This is a genomic window from Pseudoxanthomonas sp. LjRoot125, from assembly GCF_964252705.1.
In the GTDB taxonomy this organism is placed as follows: domain Bacteria; phylum Pseudomonadota; class Gammaproteobacteria; order Xanthomonadales; family Xanthomonadaceae; genus Pseudoxanthomonas_A.
This window is the reverse complement of record NZ_CAXUOY020000001.1, coordinates 646018-662005: the sequence shown is the minus strand read 5'-3', so window position 1 is coordinate 662005 and position 15988 is coordinate 646018. Positions and strand designations below refer to the sequence as shown.

Below are 15988 nucleotides of genomic sequence, written 5' to 3'. Positions count from 1 at the left end.
AAAAAGCCCCGCGACGCGGGGCGTTTTTGTGGGTGACGCTGGATATCGTCGGCACCGACCGGTACGCCCCTCTCGCCCCAGCACCTGGCCTACGCGACGACGAACTCCCGCTCGCCTGTACCGTCGTCGTGGTGACCGCCACGTCGACGAGGCGTTGCGCTTCGCTGCGTCACGGTTACGAACACATCAACCGTCCCACGACACCGGCGTTCGGAGCCGCAACACGGGCGTTCCAAGCAAGCTGGGCTCTCCGCCGGCCAACGCCTCGGGAGAGTCTTCCGCAGCGCCGGGGTCGATCCAAGGCGCTTTCTGGCGAGGTCCGGGGACATAGGGCACCCAATCGCCGTACTTTGGTTCACCGCCTGCCAGCATGAAGTCAGCCGGAACGCGAACCGACCAGAATGCCTCTTGCGCAGCATCGCCCTGAGTAGGTGGTTCGAATTCCCACTTGCGCGCAGCCCGCAAAGCGCTATCTGCCAACAGCGCGCGTTGACGACTCATCACGGCCCCCGTCGACACTACGGTCAAGTTGACCTGCTCAGCAATTGCTTCCTTAACCTTCCCATCCTTGCCGATCTTCAACACCAAGTAGGCCGTGCCCTGCATTCCTATCCGTGCAGCTGCGAGCGGATAGCTTGGCGGCTCGAGCTTCCGCGCCCTGATGGCGTAGCCTCGATTGCGCGCGGGCGGATCAAAGGTGGCAGCCTGAATCCGCATTTGAAAGCTGTCGCCCTCGACCCGCTTCGCCACCAACAGGAGACGCATGCCGTTCTCGAGCGTGATGGCTTCGCCTTCCATCTTGGGTGGCTCGAACGCCCATCCCTCGACACTGCGCTTGAGGAACGCCAGCGCTCCCGCCGGCAGCGCTTTCTCGTCCTGGATCGTGTAGCTGACGACCTTGCCCATCGGATCCACGGTCACGTCGCCGTTCACCAGCATGCTGACTTCGACCAACTCCTCCATGGCCTTCGCACTTTGAGCCAGGGCGGGGCCCGAAAGGGTCACCATCAGCACCCACAGCACGCACCACCACCCTATGCGTCGATACATCACGCCCCCTTTGGCGCTCGCGGTTCATTCCTTCGCAGGTCGGTTGCCGACCTGCATCACACGCCATCCAACGGCGTCAGCAGTTTGGGTCCCTGCTTGCCACCTTCCATATGAACCCCACCATCTGCGAGCACGTCCGGCGAGAAGCCGGCGCGATCTTCCTGCTGCGCCCAGGACACGCGCTCACGCGGCCCCGGAACGTAGGCTTCCCACTGGCCATACGGTCGCTTCTCCCTGAAATCGAAATCGACAGGCACGCGGACGACCCAGTGGGGTTGTCCCGCCGCCTCACCCCGTGTCGGCGGGTTGAAAGTCCACGTCTCCGCTGCACCAATGGCGGCCCGTGCGAAGCGTTCGCGGAACAGGCGCATCTGCGACTCGCTGGCGATCACGCGAAGATTCACTTGCTCTGCCGCGACATCCGCGACGGTACCGTCGCGACCGATCTTCAACAGCAAGTAGACCGTCCCCTGCGCCCCCGCGCGCACGGCTGTCGTCGGATAACCCGGCGGCTTCAAGCTCCTGCGACTGATGCGCTCCTCCACCGGCGTCGCCTCGTAGTCGCCGAAATCGGCGCTACGGACCGAGACCTGCATCTTTCCGTCGCCCGTCGGCTTGGCCAGCAGGCGCGCGCTCATCCGCGTACGCACCTCCCGAGCCGTACCGTCGATCAACACGGGTTCGAAGCGCCACGACGTCGCGACCTGGGTAACGAAGGACGCAATGCCCTCAGGCAACCGGTCCGACTTGTCCAGCTCCGCTGTGGCGACGCTGCCATCGGTCCGGATCGTGATCATGCCGGTGACCAGCATGCTGCCTTCGACCTGCTTGCGCACCGCGCCGGGGCCTTGCGCCCACGCGCCTTGCGCCAACGCCACCACCCCCACGAGCACCCACGCCAACCACACCTTGCGCTGCTTCATGCGCCCTCCTCGATCCCTGGAAGTGGGCCTCTCCGGCCCCGTCCGCCGCATACTATCCCCACGAGGTGACGCATGCACGGTAGTGGTCTGGAGTTGGCGCTGGTGTTCCTGCTGGCCGCGGTGATCGCGGTGCCGGTCTTCAAGCGTTTCGGGTTGGGGGCCGTACTGGCCTACCTCGTGGCTGGCGTGGTGCTGGGCCCGGACGGGCTCGCGCTGGTGCGGGATGCCGATCGCATCCTCAACGCTGCCGAGATCGGCGTGGTGATGATGCTGTTCGTCATCGGCCTGGAACTCTCGCCCTCGCGCCTGCGGGTGATGCGCAAGCCGGTGTTCGGCGCGGGCGGACTGCAGGTGCTGCTCAGTGCGCTGCTGCTGGGCGGCATCGCGCTGCTGTTCGAGCATCATTGGAAGACCGCGCTCGTCGTCGGCCTCGGCTTGGCGCTGTCGTCCACCGCGGTGAGCCTGCAGCTATTGTCCGAGCGCAAGGAACTGACCAGCGAACACGGGCGCCTCGGCTTTGCGATCCTGTTGTTCCAGGACCTGGTCGCGATCCCGCTGCTGGCTGCCATTCCGCTGCTGGGCGGCGCGAAGAACGAAACGCTGACCTGGACGATGGTGTTCCATGCCGTCGGTGCGATTGCCGTCGTCGTCCTGGGCGGCCGGCTGGTGCTGCGCCACTTGTTCCGCGTGGTCGCGCGCACGCGCATGCCGGAAGTGTTCACGGCCACCGCGCTGCTGGTGGTGCTGGGCATCGCCTGGTTCATGCAACTGGCCGGACTGAGCGCTGGCTTGGGCGCGTTCCTGGCCGGCGTGCTGCTATCCGACTCCGAGTTCAGGCACGAACTGGAATCGCAGATCGATCCGTTCAAGGGCCTTCTGTTGGGCCTGTTCTTCATCGCCGTCGGCATGGACATCGATCTCGATGCGGTGGTGAAGCAGCCCGAGCTGATCGCCTTCGGCGTGCTGACGCTGCTCGCGGTGAAGTTCAGCGTCCTGTTCGGGATCGGTCGCTGGCCGGGACGCCTCGACCCGAAGGGCGCGCTGCTGATGGCGGGCACGCTCTGGCTGGGTGGCGAGTTCGCGTTCGTGGTCTTCAGCGAAGCCTCGCGCGTGCGCCTGATCGATACGGAACTGCGCAACCAGCTGAGCGCCATCGTCGGCGTATCGATGGCGCTCACGCCCGTATTGCTGCTGGGCTTGCACCGCCTGCTGGCCGGCGTGAAGCGGCCCAAACCCACCACGCGCACCTTCGACGAGATCCCCGACGAGCAGCCGCAGGTGCTGATCGCCGGCATGGGCCGGTTCGGCCAGATCGTGGCGCGCCTGCTGACGGCGCAGAAGATTCCGTTCGTCGCGCTGGAGCACAGCCCCGAGACCGTGGACACGCTGCGCCGCTTCGGCAATATCCGCATCTACTACGGCGACCCGACCCGCCCGGACCTGCTGCGCTCGGCGGGCGCACAGCACGTGAAGGTCTTCGTGATCGCGATGGACGACCCCGACACCAACATCAAGGCCACGCGCCTGATCCGTCGCATGTTCCCCGAGGCACGCGTGCTGGCGCGTGCGCGCAATCGCCAGCATGCGTGGCGGTTGATGGACCTGAGCGCGGAAGCCTACCGCGAGACGCTCGGCTCGAGCCTGGAAATGGCGGAGCAGGTGCTGGTCGAGTTGGGGGTCCCGGTGCACACCGCCGCCGAACACACCCGCCGCTTCCGCCAGCACGACGAGAAACTGCTGCGCGCGCAGTACCTGGTCTACGACGACGACGGCGCGGTGATCCAGACCGCGCGCGATGCGATCAGCGACCTGGAGAAACTGTTCGAAGCCGACGCGACCGGCGAGGACACGCCGCCCGCACGCTGAACCGGCAGGTCAACCGCGATCGCGCAGGAAGCGGGCCATCGACGCGCCCGCACCGGGCGTGGCTGGCACGAACTCCGCCGCCACGTCGATGAAGCCGCGCATCACCGCGATCTCGCGCGGCGTGCGGTTCAACGCATCGCGCAGTTCCGGATCGGCGCCGGCGCGCAGCAGGCGGCTGACCACGCGCAGCAAGCCGTGCAACGAAGCCAGATGCAGCGGGCCGAAGCCACGCGGATCCTGCACGTCCAGTGACACGCCTTCGTCGAGCAGGCGTTCCAGGCCGGCCAGCACGACTTCTTCGTCGCAGGCGGTACCCGGCTCGGCACGCGCGCCCAACAGCAGCAGCAGCGGCGTGACCGAACCCGACGCCACCTGCTCCGATTCCGCGCCAGACAACAGCAGCGTATCGAGCAGCGCGACCAGGCGCGGCTTTTCGCGCGCCGTGAAGCCGTACAGCGTGGCGCAATGCAGCGGCGTGAGGCCCTGCGCATCGCCGGCATGCACGTTGGCGCCGGCGGTGATCAGGCGCGCGGCGATCTCGGGCAGGCCCAAGGCCGCCGCCAGCATCAGCACGGTCACGCCACCGGGCAGGCGGTATTCGATATCCGCGCCCGCCGTCAGCAGTGCACCGACGATCTCCGCTTGGCGCATGCTGACCGCAGCCGACAACGGCGTCGCGCCGGTATGCGCCGCGCGCTGCGGGTCGGCGCCGCGCGCAATCAGCAGTTCCACCGTCGTGGTGAACCCGCCGCCGGCAGCGCGCAACAACGCGGTGCAGCCCTGCGCATCGGGCGAATCGACATCGAAGCCGAGGTCGAGCAGGCGACGCACCGCGTCGCGGTCGCCCATCATCGCGGCCGATGGCAGGTCGGACGGCCGCAATGCACGCTTCGGCAGCGGCCAGGTCCGCCAGTCCAGCCAATCGGCCAGATCGCGACGGCCGCAGGCCAGCGCCACGCCCAGCGGTGTCTGCCCGTCGGCGGCACGCGCCTCGGGCGAAGCACCCTTCGCGATCAGCTGCTTGAGGGCGGTCTCGCGGCCGAGCACGGCCGCCAGGTGCAGCGCGGTCATGCCATGGCTGTCGCGCGCCTCGCGATCCACGCCGATGTCCAGCAGGCGATCGAGCACCCGCTGCCAACCCAACCGCACTGCGAGCGAGAGCGCCGGATCGCCTTGCGGCGACGCGCCGAAGGGATCGGCACCACGCTCAAGCAGATCCAGCGCGCAGGATTCCAGCGTGCGTGCGGCTTGATCGTCCGCCGCGCACGCAGCGAGGAAGCGCGCCAGGCCGCCGGTGCCTGCCGGCGAACCGCCGCGCGCGAGTACCGCAGCCAAGGCGGGGGCGCCCGCCGCACCCTGCGACAGCAGTGCGAACGCCAGCGTGTCGCCTGCCGCGTTGCGTACGTCTGCATCGGCGCCGTTGCGGAGCAACCACGCCAGACGCGCCGGGCGCTGCAGGTCGGCTTCATGCAACAGCGCACCGAGCTCCTCACGCGAACACAGGCGGGCGAGCGCATCGAGGCCATCGAATTGCCCACTCGCCAAGCCTTCGCGCAGCAGCGCGGACGGTGCACGGTCTGGCGGCGTCTCGTCTTCTGCGGCAGCCACGGCACTGGGCAGGGCATACGCGGGATCGAGCGCGGAGACCAGCGCCCAGCGCCCGGCTTCGGCCGCGGCATCGACTGCACGCCGGCCCGCGGCGTCGGTATCGGCAGGGTCCAGACCCCATTCCAGCAGGCGGCGCACCAGCGCGGGCGATACCTGCTCCGCGCCGCACGCCAGCATCAATGCGTTGCGTCGCTCGGCATCCGTGGCCTGGCGATCCGCCCCGGCGTCGGCCAGCTTTTCCAGCACCGCGGCGCGGGCGCTGCGCGCGGCGTCGAGCCACGGCGTGCGCTGCTGCGCGTCGCGCGCATGCACGTCGGCGCCGGCAGCGAGCAACGTCGTGACGACTTCGGCGTGGCCGGCGTAAGCAGCCTCGTGCAGGGCGCTGCGGCGCTGGGCGTCGCGCGCATCGACCTTGGCCTTGTGCTTGAGCAGCAACTGCACGCCGGCAGGATCGTCTTCTTCGGTCGCAGCCGCCGCCAGCAGCACCGGCTGCCCGCCCTGTGGATCGGGACGCGCACCGCGTTCGAGCAGGAATTTCGCCAATCGCCAGTTGCCGGCCATGCAGGCCACGCCCAGCGGGGTCAAGCCGTCATGGTTGAGCGCATCGAGTTCCGCCGCCGCATCGCGCAGCAATGCGACCACGCCAGGGTCGGAACTGCGCGCGGCATGGTGCAGCGGCGTGTTGCCTTCCGCATCGGCGATGCGCGGGTCGGCGCCATTCGCCAGCAGCGTGGTCACCGCATCCGGCCGGCCATGCCAGCTGTCGCGGGTCGCGGCCAGCAGCGGGGTGACCCCGGCATGCGCGTGGTTGAGGTCCACGCCGTGCGCGATCAGCGTGCGCAGCAGGCGCAGGTCCGGCAGCACGGCCGCCAGCGCGCCGAGGCTGCGCTGGTCGCGCGAGCCCTCCGCCGGCAGGGCATGCGCATCGGCGCCGGCTTCGATCAGCGACAGCGCGCGATCCACGCGCCCGGCGCGCGCCGCTTCGAACAAGGCCTGGTCCAGATCGACGTCCGGGGCCGTGTCGGCTTCGACGACGGGCGCGTCGAAGGCTTCCACCTCGCGCTCCGGCATCTCGACCACCGGCAGCACGCCCGCGCCCGCTACCCGCTGTACGCCCAGGTGCAGCAGCGGCAACAGCAGGGCATAGGCGATCGCGAGGCCGGTGCGGGCGCCGTCGGGTACCAGCCCGGGCCAGGCCAGGCAAAGGCCGCCGCCGATGGCCACGGCCAGCGCCGTCGCCACCGCCAGGCCACGCCAGGCATGGAAGTCGTGCTCGACCAACCCACGCCAGTGGGCAGCCAACGCCCCACCGTCGCGCTCCAGGCCATGCCACAGCGGCCACGTACGCCAGAGGCCCACGATCACCGCGCCGATCACCGCACTCACGCCCAGCGCCGCTGGCAAGCTGCCGCTGTCGTGCAACGAGGCGAGCGGCCAGGCCAGCAGCAGCGCGCTGCCGGCGAACGCGACCGCCCAGGCCAGTCCCAATGCCGGCAAGTCCTCGCGCCAGGCGCGGGATGGCGCGAGCACGCGGGTGCCGCGCAGCCACGACACGCCCAGCGCCACCACCGGCTGCGCCAGCCACGCACCGATGGCCGCCGGCACGCCGCCGAGCCATGCACCGGTGCCGGCCAGCAGCAGGCCTGCCAGCAAGGCGACCAGGGCGACGTGGCGGGTCTGCAGCCGGGAGTCAGGCATCGGGAAGGACGGTGGGATCGGGCTGCGGCGGGAACTGGATATGGAAGCCACGCGCGGTCAGGTTGGTCCGGACCACTTCGGCATCTTCCCGCGCCAGTTTGCGCTCGGGCGTCAGGGCGACCTCGAGCACGAAGGTCAACTCGCCCAGCTGGGTACGCAGCGGCTCGGGGAGTCGGGCGAAATCGTCGCGCGTCGCCAGGTAGACGAACGTGTCGGCCTTGCGCTGGCTCTTGTAGACGTAGGCTTGCATCCGCGCTTATCGCGCCCTGCCGGTGGACAAGCAGGGATTGTGCGGGAAATGCCGCATACGTGAAACCCGCATCGCGATCACGCCGGGCATGACGATCGGCGGCGGGAGGCATGCGGATGGACTGGTACTCTTCGCCCCTTCACCTCGCACTAACGGAAGCCCGATGCGCCCTGCCCTGTTCGCCCTGCTGCTGCCGCTCGCGCTTGCGCCGGCCGCACACGCCCAGACGCCCGCACCGCTCACCCTGGAACAGGTGATGGCCGAGCCGGACTGGATCGGCCCGCCGGTCGAGCGCGCCTGGTGGGCATGGGACGGCAAACAGGTGCAGTACGAACTCAAGCGCGATGGCAGCGTGGTGCGCGACACCTTCGAGCAATCCCTCGACGGTGCTGCCGCGCACCGTGTCGCCGACGACCAGCGCGCGCGCCTCGACGCCATCAATCCGGTCTATGACGCCACCCGCCAGCGCATGCTGCTGACGCGCAACGGCGACCTGCTCGTGCGCGACCTGCGCAGTGGCGCGCTCTCCCAGCTGACCCGCACCAACGACGCCGAGCAACAGGCACGCTTCACCCGCGACGGCGCCGTGATCTGGCGCGCCGGCAACACCTGGTATCGCTGGACCGCCGGCGCGGGCACGGCCACGGTCGCCGAACTCAAGGCCGAGCGCGATCCGCTGGCCGCCCCCAAGCCGGACGCACTGCGCGAACAGCAACTGCGCACGATCCGCACGCTGGCCGACGATCGCGCGCAACGCGAAGCCGCGCAGAAGCAGGCCGAAAGCTGGCGCAAGGCCGATGCGAGCCGCGCGCCCGCGCCGATCTACCTCGGCAACGAGGTCGACATCGATGACAGTTCGCTTTCGCCGGACGGCCGCTGGCTGCTGGTAGTGACGCACAAGAAGGGCGCCGATGCCGGACAGGCCGGCAAGATGCCGAAGTACGTGACCGAATCGGGCTACGAGGAATTCCAGGAAGTCCGCACCCGCGTCGGCCGCAATGCCCCCGTGCCGCACACGCTGTGGCGCGTCGACCTCGCCGACGGCAGCGTCAAGGAAGTGACGTTCGACAGCCTGCCCGGGATCGACCGCGACCCGCTGGCCGCGCTGCGCAAGCAGGCGGGCAAGGACCCGTTGAAGGGATCGCGCGATGTGCGCGTGGAGAACGACAGCGACGGTGGCGCCATCGCCTGGACCCCGGATGGCCGCCAGGTCGCCGTGCAGGTGCATGCCATCGACAACAAGGACCGCTGGATCGCCACCGTCGACCTGCCCGGCGCGCGCCTGCAGCCGCGTCACCGGCTGACCGACGAGGCGTGGATCAACTGGGGTTTCAACCAGTTCGGCTGGCTGCCGGACAACCGCACGCTGTGGCTGCTGTCGGAAGAATCCGGCTACTCGCACCTGTACACCGCGACCGGCAACGAAAAACCCCGCGCACGCACGTCGGGCAAGTGGGAAGTCTCCGCGCCGGAAGTCACCGCCGACGGCAATGGCTTCCTGTTCCTGTGCAACCGCAGCTGGCCCGGCGACTACGAGGTCTGCAAGCTCGACCTGGCCAGCAACCAGGTGAAGGAAGTCACCGCGCTCGACGGCGTGGAGGATTTCAGTCTGTCGCCGGATGGCCGCCAGCTGCTGGTCCGTCATTCGCGCAGCTATACGCCCGCCCAGCTGTCGGTGACGGGCGTGGACGGTGGCGACGTGCGCGCGCTGACCGACACGCGCACCGCGGGCTTCAAGGCGCGCGAGTGGATCCAGCCGGAGTACGTGCAGGTCCCGTCGCGCCACGGCGCGGGCGTGGTTTGGGGCAAGTACTACGGCCCGAAGACGATGGAAGCCGGCAAGCGCTACCCCATCGTCATGTTCGTGCACGGCGCCGGCTACCTGCAGAACGTGACCGCGCGCTATCCCAACTATTTCCGCGAGCAGATGTTCCACCAACTGCTGGTGGACCGCGGCTACATCGTGCTCGACCTCGATTACCGCGCCAGCGAAGGCTACGGCCGCGACTGGCGCACCGCCATCTACCGCAACATGGGCCACCCGGAACTCGAGGACTATCTCGACGGCCTGGAGTGGCTGGTCGCGCAGAAACAGGGCGACCGTGATCGCGCCGGCATCTACGGTGGCAGCTATGGCGGCTTCATGACCTTCATGGCGTTGTTCCGCGCGCCCGGCGTGTTCAAGGCCGGCGCCGCCCTGCGCCCGGTGGTGGACTGGACGCAGTACAACCACGAATACACCAGCAACATCCTCAATACGCCGGAACTGGATCCTCAGGCCTACCGCACCTCCTCGCCGATCGAGTACGCCGATGGCTTGCAGGACCACCTGCTGATCGCGCACGGCATGATCGACGACAACGTGTTCTTCAAGGATTCGGTGGTGCTGTCGCAGAAGTTGATCGAATTGCGCAAGGACGACTGGGAGCTGGCGGCGTATCCGCTGGAACGGCATGGCTTCACGCGTTCGGACTCCTGGCTGGACGAGTACAAGCGCGTGCTGAAACTGTTCGAGCAGAACCTGAAGTAAGCCATGCGTCCTCCGTCGCCCACCGCGAGCGGCTCCGCCTTCGTCACCGTGATGGCGAAGGTGTCGATTGTCGTGGGCGCCGGCGCCACGTTGTACGCGGCACTGCAGGTGCTGGCGGCGTTGGTGATCCTGCGGGGCGAAGAGGTCGCGCGCTTCCTCGACTTCGCCGCGACGCAGCCGGTACCGGCATCCGCCCTGTGGGTGTTGTCCCACATCACCGCCCTTGCCGTCGTCTTCCTGCTGGTGAGCGCAGCCTTCCTGGCGGTGTCGGTGGGCCTGCTTCGGCGGCGCGCCTGGGCGTGGTGGGGATTCGTGCTCTTCATGGTGCTGGGCGCGTTGGCGAACTTCGCCGGCATCGCCGTGATCGACCTCGTGTTCTCCTGGCTCGACCGGCTGCCCCAGACGCCCGATGCCGCGCCATTGCTGGCGGAATTGGCGTCGTTGCGCGCGATGTCGTTGGCGATGGCCTGGGTGACCGCCCTCGCGTTCGGCGTGCTGCACGCGCTGATCGTGTGGCAGCTGTGCCGTCCGGCCGTGCGCGCAGAGTTCGGATGGATGCAGCCGCCCCGGTAGAATGCGCGGCATGAACGACATCACGCCTGTCCGCGACTACCTCACCGACCTGCAGGACCGCATCTGCGCCGCCATTGAAGCGGCCGATGGAACGGCTCGCTTCCACGAGGACGCCTGGAGTCGCGCACCGGGCGATGCATCGCCGATCCGCGGCGGCGGGCGCACCCGCATCCTGCGCGATGGCGCCGTATTCGAGCAGGCCGGCATCGGCTTCTCCGATGTGTCCGGCGATCGCCTGCCGCCGTCCGCGTCCGCGCATCGCCCCGAGCTCGCCGGTGCATCCTGGCGCGCGGTCGGTGTATCGCTCGTGTTCCACCCGCGCAACCCGCACCTGCCCACCACCCATGCGAACGTGCGCCACTTCCGCGCCGAGCGCGATGGCGAAACGGTGGCGTGGTGGTTCGGCGGCGGCTTCGACCTGACCCCGTTCTATCCGGTCGACGAAGACGTGCAGCACTGGCACCGCACCGCGCGCGACCTGTGCGGACCGTACGGCGGCCAAACGCGCTACGACGCCCACAAGCGCTGGTGCGACGAGTACTTCTTCCTCAAGCATCGCAACGAGACGCGCGGCGTGGGCGGCCTGTTCTTCGACGACCTTGGCGAGGACTTCGACCGCGATTTCGGTTACCTGCGCGCCGTCGGCGACGGTTTCCTCGATGCGTACCTGCCCATCGTCGCGCGCCGAAAGGATGCGCCCTACGGCGAACGCGAACGGCAGTTCCAGCTGTACCGGCGCGGCCGCTACGTGGAGTTCAACCTGGTCTACGACCGCGGCACCCTGTTCGGCCTGCAGAGTGGTGGGCGCGCCGAATCCATCCTGATGAGCCTGCCGCCCCTGGTCCGCTGGGAATACGGCTACGCACCGGAGGATGGCAGTGACGAACAGCGCCTGGCCGACTACCTGCGACCGCGCGATTGGCTGGCGGACGCGGGCTGAGTCCGCGACAGCGGCTCAGGTCGCTCCCACCTCAGGGTTCGGATCCTGTCGCGCCACCAGCGTGATGTGTCCGTTGTTCTCCAGCACGGCGAGCCGGATATCGGCCATGTCCAGGCAGCCGGCCTCGCGCATCGCCTTCTCGAAGTCCTCGCGGCTGATCAGCTCGCGGCGCAGCACGTCCCGGTAGACCTGGCCGTCGCGCGCCAGCAGCACGGGCGCGCCTTCCACCCAACGCTCCACCCGCGGCGATCGGGCGGACACGAGACCGACGAACCAGTTCAGCGTGATGAGCGTGGCCGCCAGCAGCAGGCCGCCGCCCACGGAGGTGTCCTCGCCGAGCAGCGCGTTCTGCACGGCGTTGCCGAGCAGCACGACCAGCAGCATGTCGAACGGGGTGAACTGGCCCATCGTGCGCTTGCCCGACAGGCGGATCATCCCGAGCAGGATGAAATACACCACGCATGCGCGGAGCACGAAGGCCCACCAGGGCATGGCCAGCTGGAACATCTGGTCGAACGGAGCGCTCATGCGTCACCCGGCAGGAGGGAGTGCGCGCACGGTAGCGCAGGTCGGGGCAAACGACAGGCAATAAAAAGCCCCGCAGACCAGGGGGAGATCGGCGGGGCCAGGGGAGCGGGACCTGGGGAGGGGTCGTCGCTCCGGGGGAGATCGCTCCAGGGGATGGGAGAGATCAGCGACAGACGTTGCATCTGTCGCGAGCTATATGACCACTCCGCACATGGATGGTTCGTGAAGATTCCGGTTAAAAAACCGTAAGATTCAGGAGGAATTCAGTTTATTGAACTGGTCGGTATACAAATATACCTGACAGGGTTTCCCTGAACTTTCCGCAAGCCCATGTTCCGGAAGGGAAAACGTTTTCAGCCGCGGCTAATGGGCCTCTTCCCAGTTGTCGCCGACCCCGCTATCCACCACCAGCGGAACGCTCAATTGCGCTGCCGCCGCCATTCGGGTGGTCGCTTCCTCCAGCAACGTGGGCACGAAGTCCGCGTCGGCCTCGAACACCAGTTCGTCGTGCACCTGCAGGATCATCAGGGCGCGCTCGCGGTGGCCGGCCAGCCAGGCGTCCACGCCGATCATCGCGCGCTTGATGATGTCCGCGGCCGTGCCCTGCATGGGCGCGTTGATCGCGGCGCGTTCGGCACCCGCACGCTGGCCCTGCGTGCCCTTGTTGATGTACTCGAGGTACAGCCGCCGGCCGAACACGGTTTCGACGAACCCATGCTCGCGCGCCTGCTGGCGGGTGCGCTCCATGTAATCGCGCACGCCCGGGTAGCGGCTGAAGTAGAGCGCGATGTAATCCTGTGCCTCCCCGCGGCCGATGCCCAGTTGCCGCGCCAGGCCGAACGCGCTCATGCCGTACATCAGGCCGAAGTTGATCGCCTTCGCGGCACGGCGCTCGTTGCCGGTCACGTCTTCCAGCTTGCGGCCGAACACTTCCGCCGCCGTCGCCTTGTGGATGTCGGCGCCGGATTCGAACGCGCGCACCAGCCCCGGGTCCTGCGACAGGTGGGCCATGATGCGTAGCTCGATCTGCGAGTAGTCGCATGCCACGAGCTTGCGGCCCGCGGGCGCGACGAAGGCCTTGCGGATGCGGCGCCCGTCTTCGGTGCGGATCGGGATGTTCTGCAGGTTCGGATCGGTGGACGACAACCGCCCGGTCGCGGCGCCGGCCTGGTGGTAGCTGGTGTGCACGCGACCGGTGTCGGGATTGACCATCTCCGGCAGCTTGTCGGTATAGGTGCTGCGCAGCTTGGCCAGGCCGCGGTACTCCAGGATCACGCGTGGCAGCTCGTGCTGGTCGGCGATGGCTTCGAGCGCCTCTTCATTCGTGCTGGGCTGGCCGGTGGGCGTCTTCACCAGCACCGGCAGCTTGAGCTCGTCGAACAGCAGCGCCTGCAGCTGCTTCGGCGAATCGAGGTTGAAGGTGCGCCCCGCGAGCTCGGTCGCTTTCTGCTGCGCGGCCAGCATGCGTTTGGAAAGATCGGCGCTCTGGCGGCGAAGCTCGTCGCCATCGATCCTCACGCCGTTTGCCTCGATGCGCGCCAGCACCGGCACCAGCGGCATCTCGATGTCGCGGTACACGCTTTCCAGCCCCGGTTCCTCCGCCAGCCTGGGCGCGATCGCGCGATGCAGGCGCAGGGTGATGTCGGCATCCTCGGCGGCGTAGCGGGTGGCGTCGTCGACCGCCACCTGCGAGAACGGGATCTGCTTGGCGCCTTTTCCAGCCACCTCCTCGTACTTGATCGTGTCGTAGCCGAGGAAGCGCTTGGCCAGGCTGTCCATGTCATGGCGGTTGCTGCCGGAGTTCAGCACGAAGCTCTCTAGCATCGTGTCGTCGGCATAGCCCTGCACGTCCACGCCATGCCGGCGCAGCACATGCAGGTCGTACTTGCCATGCTGGCCCAGCTTGCGCTTCGCCGGATCGCACAGCACCGGCGCGAGCGCGTCCAGTACGCGGGTGCGATCGAGCTGTGGCGGCGCGCCGGGATAGTCGTGTCCGACCGGCACGTACACGGCCTTGCCGGTCTCGGTGGCGAAACTCAGGCCGACCAGACGGGCCTGCATCGGGTCGAGGCTGTCGGTCTCGGTGTCGAACGCGAATTCGTCGGCCGCGCGCAACTGCGCGACCAGCGCGTCGAGCTGCGCGGGTTCGGTCACGGCCGCGTACTCGCCCGCGATGCCCAGCGATGGATCCACCGGACCTTCGTCGCTCGACGCCGGCGCGACGCGCCCCGTGCCGCGGGCTCGTCCGGGCTCCTTCTCCGCGACGGACGTCGCATCGGGCGCACCGCCCTCAAGTTCCTTCAACGCCTGGTTGAAGCCGTAGCGCGCGTAGAGTTCGCGCAGCTCTTCGACATGGCGGTCGCGCAGCGGGAGCGTCTCCGGGCCGCCGTCCAGCGCCACGTCGGTCTTGATGGTCACCAGCGTGCGGTTCAACGGCAGGCGCGGCAACGCGGCGCGCAGGTTCTCGCCGATCTTGCCCTTGATGTCGCCGGCCTTGTCGATGATCGCGTCGAGCGTGCCGTACTCGCCCAGCCACTTCGCCGCCGTCTTGGGGCCGCACTTCTCCACGCCGGGCACGTTGTCGACGGTATCGCCCATCAGGGCGAGGAAATCGACGATCTGGTCCGGTCGCACGCCGAACTTTTCCATCACCGACTCGGTGGAGTCCAAACGGCTGCCGCTCATCGTATTGACCAGCGCTACGCCTGGGCGCACCAGTTGGGCGAAATCCTTGTCGCTGGTGGAGATGGTCACCTCCATCCCCTGCGCCGCGCCCTGCAATGCGAGCGTGCCGATCACGTCGTCGGCCTCGACCCCATCGATGCACAGCAGCGGGAAGCCGAGCGCCTGGACGATGCGTCGCATGGGTTCGACCTGCGCGCGCAAGTCTTCCGGCATGGGCGGACGGTTCGCCTTGTAATCCGCGTAGAGCTCGTCGCGGAACGTCGGGCCACTGGCATCCAGCACGAAGGCCACGTAGTCCGGCTTCTCCTTCAGCGTCGCACGCAGCATGTTGACCACGCCGAACAGCGCACCGGTCGGTTCGCCGTGTGCGTTGGTGAGCGGAGGCAGCGCGTGGAAAGCGCGGAACAGGTAGCTGGAACCGTCGATCAGTACGAGTCGTGTCATGCCCGCATTCTACGCCGCGCCTCCCGGGCCGGCGTCACGCGCGCACCACGCGTTGGGCGCATAATCCGGTCACTGCCCCCGCCAGGATGCCCCCATGACCCGCTCGCTGAAACGCGCCCTGCTGCTGTCCTGCGTGCTGGCCGTGGCCGGTTGCGCCTCCACCGGCGGCGCCAACGCACCGACCGGCGTCGATCTCGCCAACGCGCAGGTCGCGGTGCGCACCGAGAAGAACGGCGACACCATCGAGGAATACCGCGTGAGCGGCAATCTGCGCATGGTCAAGGTCACGCCGTCGCGCGGCGCGCCCTATTACCTGTACGACTCCGACGGCGACGGCCGCCTGGACAAGAGCAAGGACAACAGCGACATCTCGCCGGTGTACTGGAAGCTCTACGGCTGGTGACGGTCCGCGCTCAGCGGATCACCAGCACCGGCACGCCGCAGCGGGCCAGCACTTCACTGGTCTGGCTGCCCAGCAGCAGGCGTCCCAGCGCGCGTCGCCCGTGCGATGCCATCACGATCAGGTCGCAGCCCTGGCGTTCCGCGGTCTCCACGATGGCCTCGGCGGCGTAGCGATCGGCGACGTGTAGCGTGGCTGCGTCCACGCCGATGCCGCCTGCCTGGGCGGATGCGCCCGCCAGCACCTTGCGTGCGGCTTCTTCACGGGCCGTCTGGAATTCCGGCATCGAGGTGCCGACGGCGCTCCATCCCAGCGCGTCGTCGAACCCGGTGTTGATGGGCTCGCTGACGGTCAGCACGGTCGCGCGCGCCTGCAGGCGCGCCGCCAGGGTCAGGCCGTGTTCCACGCCCTTGCCGGCCAGCTCGGAGCCGTCGGTGGCGATCAGGATATGCCGGTACATGCCGCACCTCATGACGATGTGATGCGGCCATTA

The 15988-nt window shown here is 68.4% G+C and carries 12 protein-coding genes; 5 read left to right on the top strand and 7 right to left on the bottom strand.

Features of this window, described 5'->3' with window-relative positions:
* Nucleotides 1-186 precede the first annotated feature (186 nt).
* Both ACSION_RS02900 and ACSION_RS02895 read right to left on the bottom strand, forming a co-directional pair.
* Nucleotides 187-1023 (bottom strand): energy transducer TonB, encoded by an 837-nt coding sequence (locus tag ACSION_RS02900; protein ID WP_435304765.1) that lies wholly within the window; start codon nt 1021-1023, stop codon nt 187-189.
* Nucleotides 1024-1106: 83 nt separating this feature from the next.
* The gene (locus tag ACSION_RS02895) at nt 1107-1973 is read right to left on the bottom strand and encodes an energy transducer TonB (RefSeq protein WP_435304764.1); all 867 of its coding nucleotides are present in this window, start codon (nt 1971-1973) and stop codon (nt 1107-1109) included.
* Between the two features lie 72 nt (nt 1974-2045).
* Between ACSION_RS02895 and ACSION_RS02890 the strand changes: the two genes are divergently transcribed.
* Nucleotides 2046-3839, top strand: a complete 1794-nt coding sequence (locus tag ACSION_RS02890; protein ID WP_435304763.1) for a monovalent cation:proton antiporter-2 (CPA2) family protein — start codon at nt 2046-2048, stop codon at nt 3837-3839.
* Between the two features lie 9 nt (nt 3840-3848).
* Here the strand turns inward: ACSION_RS02890 and ACSION_RS02885 are convergent, their stop codons facing one another.
* Nucleotides 3849-7145 carry an ankyrin repeat domain-containing protein gene (locus ACSION_RS02885; protein WP_435304762.1) on the bottom strand — a complete coding sequence of 1099 codons (3297 nt, stop codon included), beginning with the start codon at nt 7143-7145 and terminating at the stop codon, nt 3849-3851.
* A complete protein-coding gene (locus ACSION_RS02880; RefSeq protein WP_435304761.1) occupies nt 7138-7395 on the bottom strand; it encodes a YcgL domain-containing protein in 258 nt (85 codons plus the stop codon). The genes ACSION_RS02885 and ACSION_RS02880 overlap by 8 nt, the downstream gene beginning before the upstream one ends.
* Before the next feature lie 187 nt (nt 7396-7582).
* Here ACSION_RS02880 and ACSION_RS02875 point away from each other — a divergent pair, with 187 nt between their 5' ends.
* Genes ACSION_RS02875 through hemF form a run of 3 tightly spaced genes read left to right on the top strand, consistent with a single transcriptional unit; the run spans nt 7583 to nt 11438 of the window.
* The gene (locus ACSION_RS02875; RefSeq protein WP_435306647.1) at nt 7583-9925 is read left to right on the top strand and encodes a prolyl oligopeptidase family serine peptidase; all 2343 of its coding nucleotides are present in this window, start codon (nt 7583-7585) and stop codon (nt 9923-9925) included.
* A 3-nt stretch (nt 9926-9928) separates the two neighbouring features.
* Entirely contained in the window at nt 9929-10498 is a 570-nt protein-coding gene (locus tag ACSION_RS02870) for a hypothetical protein (RefSeq protein ID WP_435304760.1), read from the top strand.
* A 10-nt stretch (nt 10499-10508) separates the two neighbouring features.
* A complete protein-coding gene (gene hemF / locus ACSION_RS02865) occupies nt 10509-11438 on the top strand; it encodes an oxygen-dependent coproporphyrinogen oxidase (protein ID WP_435304759.1) in 930 nt (309 codons plus the stop codon).
* A 15-nt stretch (nt 11439-11453) separates the two neighbouring features.
* Here the strand turns inward: hemF and ACSION_RS02860 are convergent, their stop codons facing one another.
* Entirely contained in the window at nt 11454-11966 is a 513-nt protein-coding gene (locus ACSION_RS02860; protein WP_435304758.1) for a DUF421 domain-containing protein, read from the bottom strand.
* 363 nt (nt 11967-12329) lie between these two features.
* The gene (gene polA, locus ACSION_RS02855) at nt 12330-15095 is read right to left on the bottom strand and encodes a DNA polymerase I (protein WP_435304757.1); all 2766 of its coding nucleotides are present in this window, start codon (nt 15093-15095) and stop codon (nt 12330-12332) included.
* Nucleotides 15096-15189: 94 nt separating this feature from the next.
* Between polA and ACSION_RS02850 the strand changes: the two genes are divergently transcribed.
* Entirely contained in the window at nt 15190-15498 is a 309-nt protein-coding gene (locus ACSION_RS02850; RefSeq protein ID WP_093489776.1) for a DUF2782 domain-containing protein, read from the top strand.
* A 10-nt stretch (nt 15499-15508) separates the two neighbouring features.
* Here ACSION_RS02850 and ACSION_RS02845 read toward each other — a convergent pair whose 3' ends face one another.
* The gene (locus tag ACSION_RS02845) at nt 15509-15955 is read right to left on the bottom strand and encodes a universal stress protein (RefSeq protein WP_435304756.1); all 447 of its coding nucleotides are present in this window, start codon (nt 15953-15955) and stop codon (nt 15509-15511) included.
* Nucleotides 15956-15988: the final 33 nt, after the last annotated feature.

What these genes read in the sequence shown, in the direction of transcription:
- ACSION_RS02860 (WP_435304758.1), bottom strand. Translation starts at nt 11,966, where the DNA reads ATGAGCGCTCCGTTCGACCAGATGTTCCAGCTGGCCATGCCCTGGTGG.
- ACSION_RS02850 (WP_093489776.1), top strand. Translation starts at nt 15,190, where the DNA reads ATGACCCGCTCGCTGAAACGCGCCCTGCTGCTGTCCTGCGTGCTGGCC.
- ACSION_RS02880 (WP_435304761.1), bottom strand. Translation starts at nt 7,395, where the DNA reads ATGCAAGCCTACGTCTACAAGAGCCAGCGCAAGGCCGACACGTTCGTC.
- ACSION_RS02870 (WP_435304760.1), top strand. Translation starts at nt 9,929, where the DNA reads ATGCGTCCTCCGTCGCCCACCGCGAGCGGCTCCGCCTTCGTCACCGTG.
- polA (WP_435304757.1), bottom strand. Translation starts at nt 15,095, where the DNA reads ATGACACGACTCGTACTGATCGACGGTTCCAGCTACCTGTTCCGCGCT.
- ACSION_RS02895 (WP_435304764.1), bottom strand. Translation starts at nt 1,973, where the DNA reads ATGAAGCAGCGCAAGGTGTGGTTGGCGTGGGTGCTCGTGGGGGTGGTG.
- ACSION_RS02845 (WP_435304756.1), bottom strand. Translation starts at nt 15,955, where the DNA reads ATGTACCGGCATATCCTGATCGCCACCGACGGCTCCGAGCTGGCCGGC.
- ACSION_RS02890 (WP_435304763.1), top strand. Translation starts at nt 2,046, where the DNA reads ATGCACGGTAGTGGTCTGGAGTTGGCGCTGGTGTTCCTGCTGGCCGCG.
- ACSION_RS02885 (WP_435304762.1), bottom strand. Translation starts at nt 7,145, where the DNA reads ATGCCTGACTCCCGGCTGCAGACCCGCCACGTCGCCCTGGTCGCCTTG.
- hemF (WP_435304759.1), top strand. Translation starts at nt 10,509, where the DNA reads ATGAACGACATCACGCCTGTCCGCGACTACCTCACCGACCTGCAGGAC.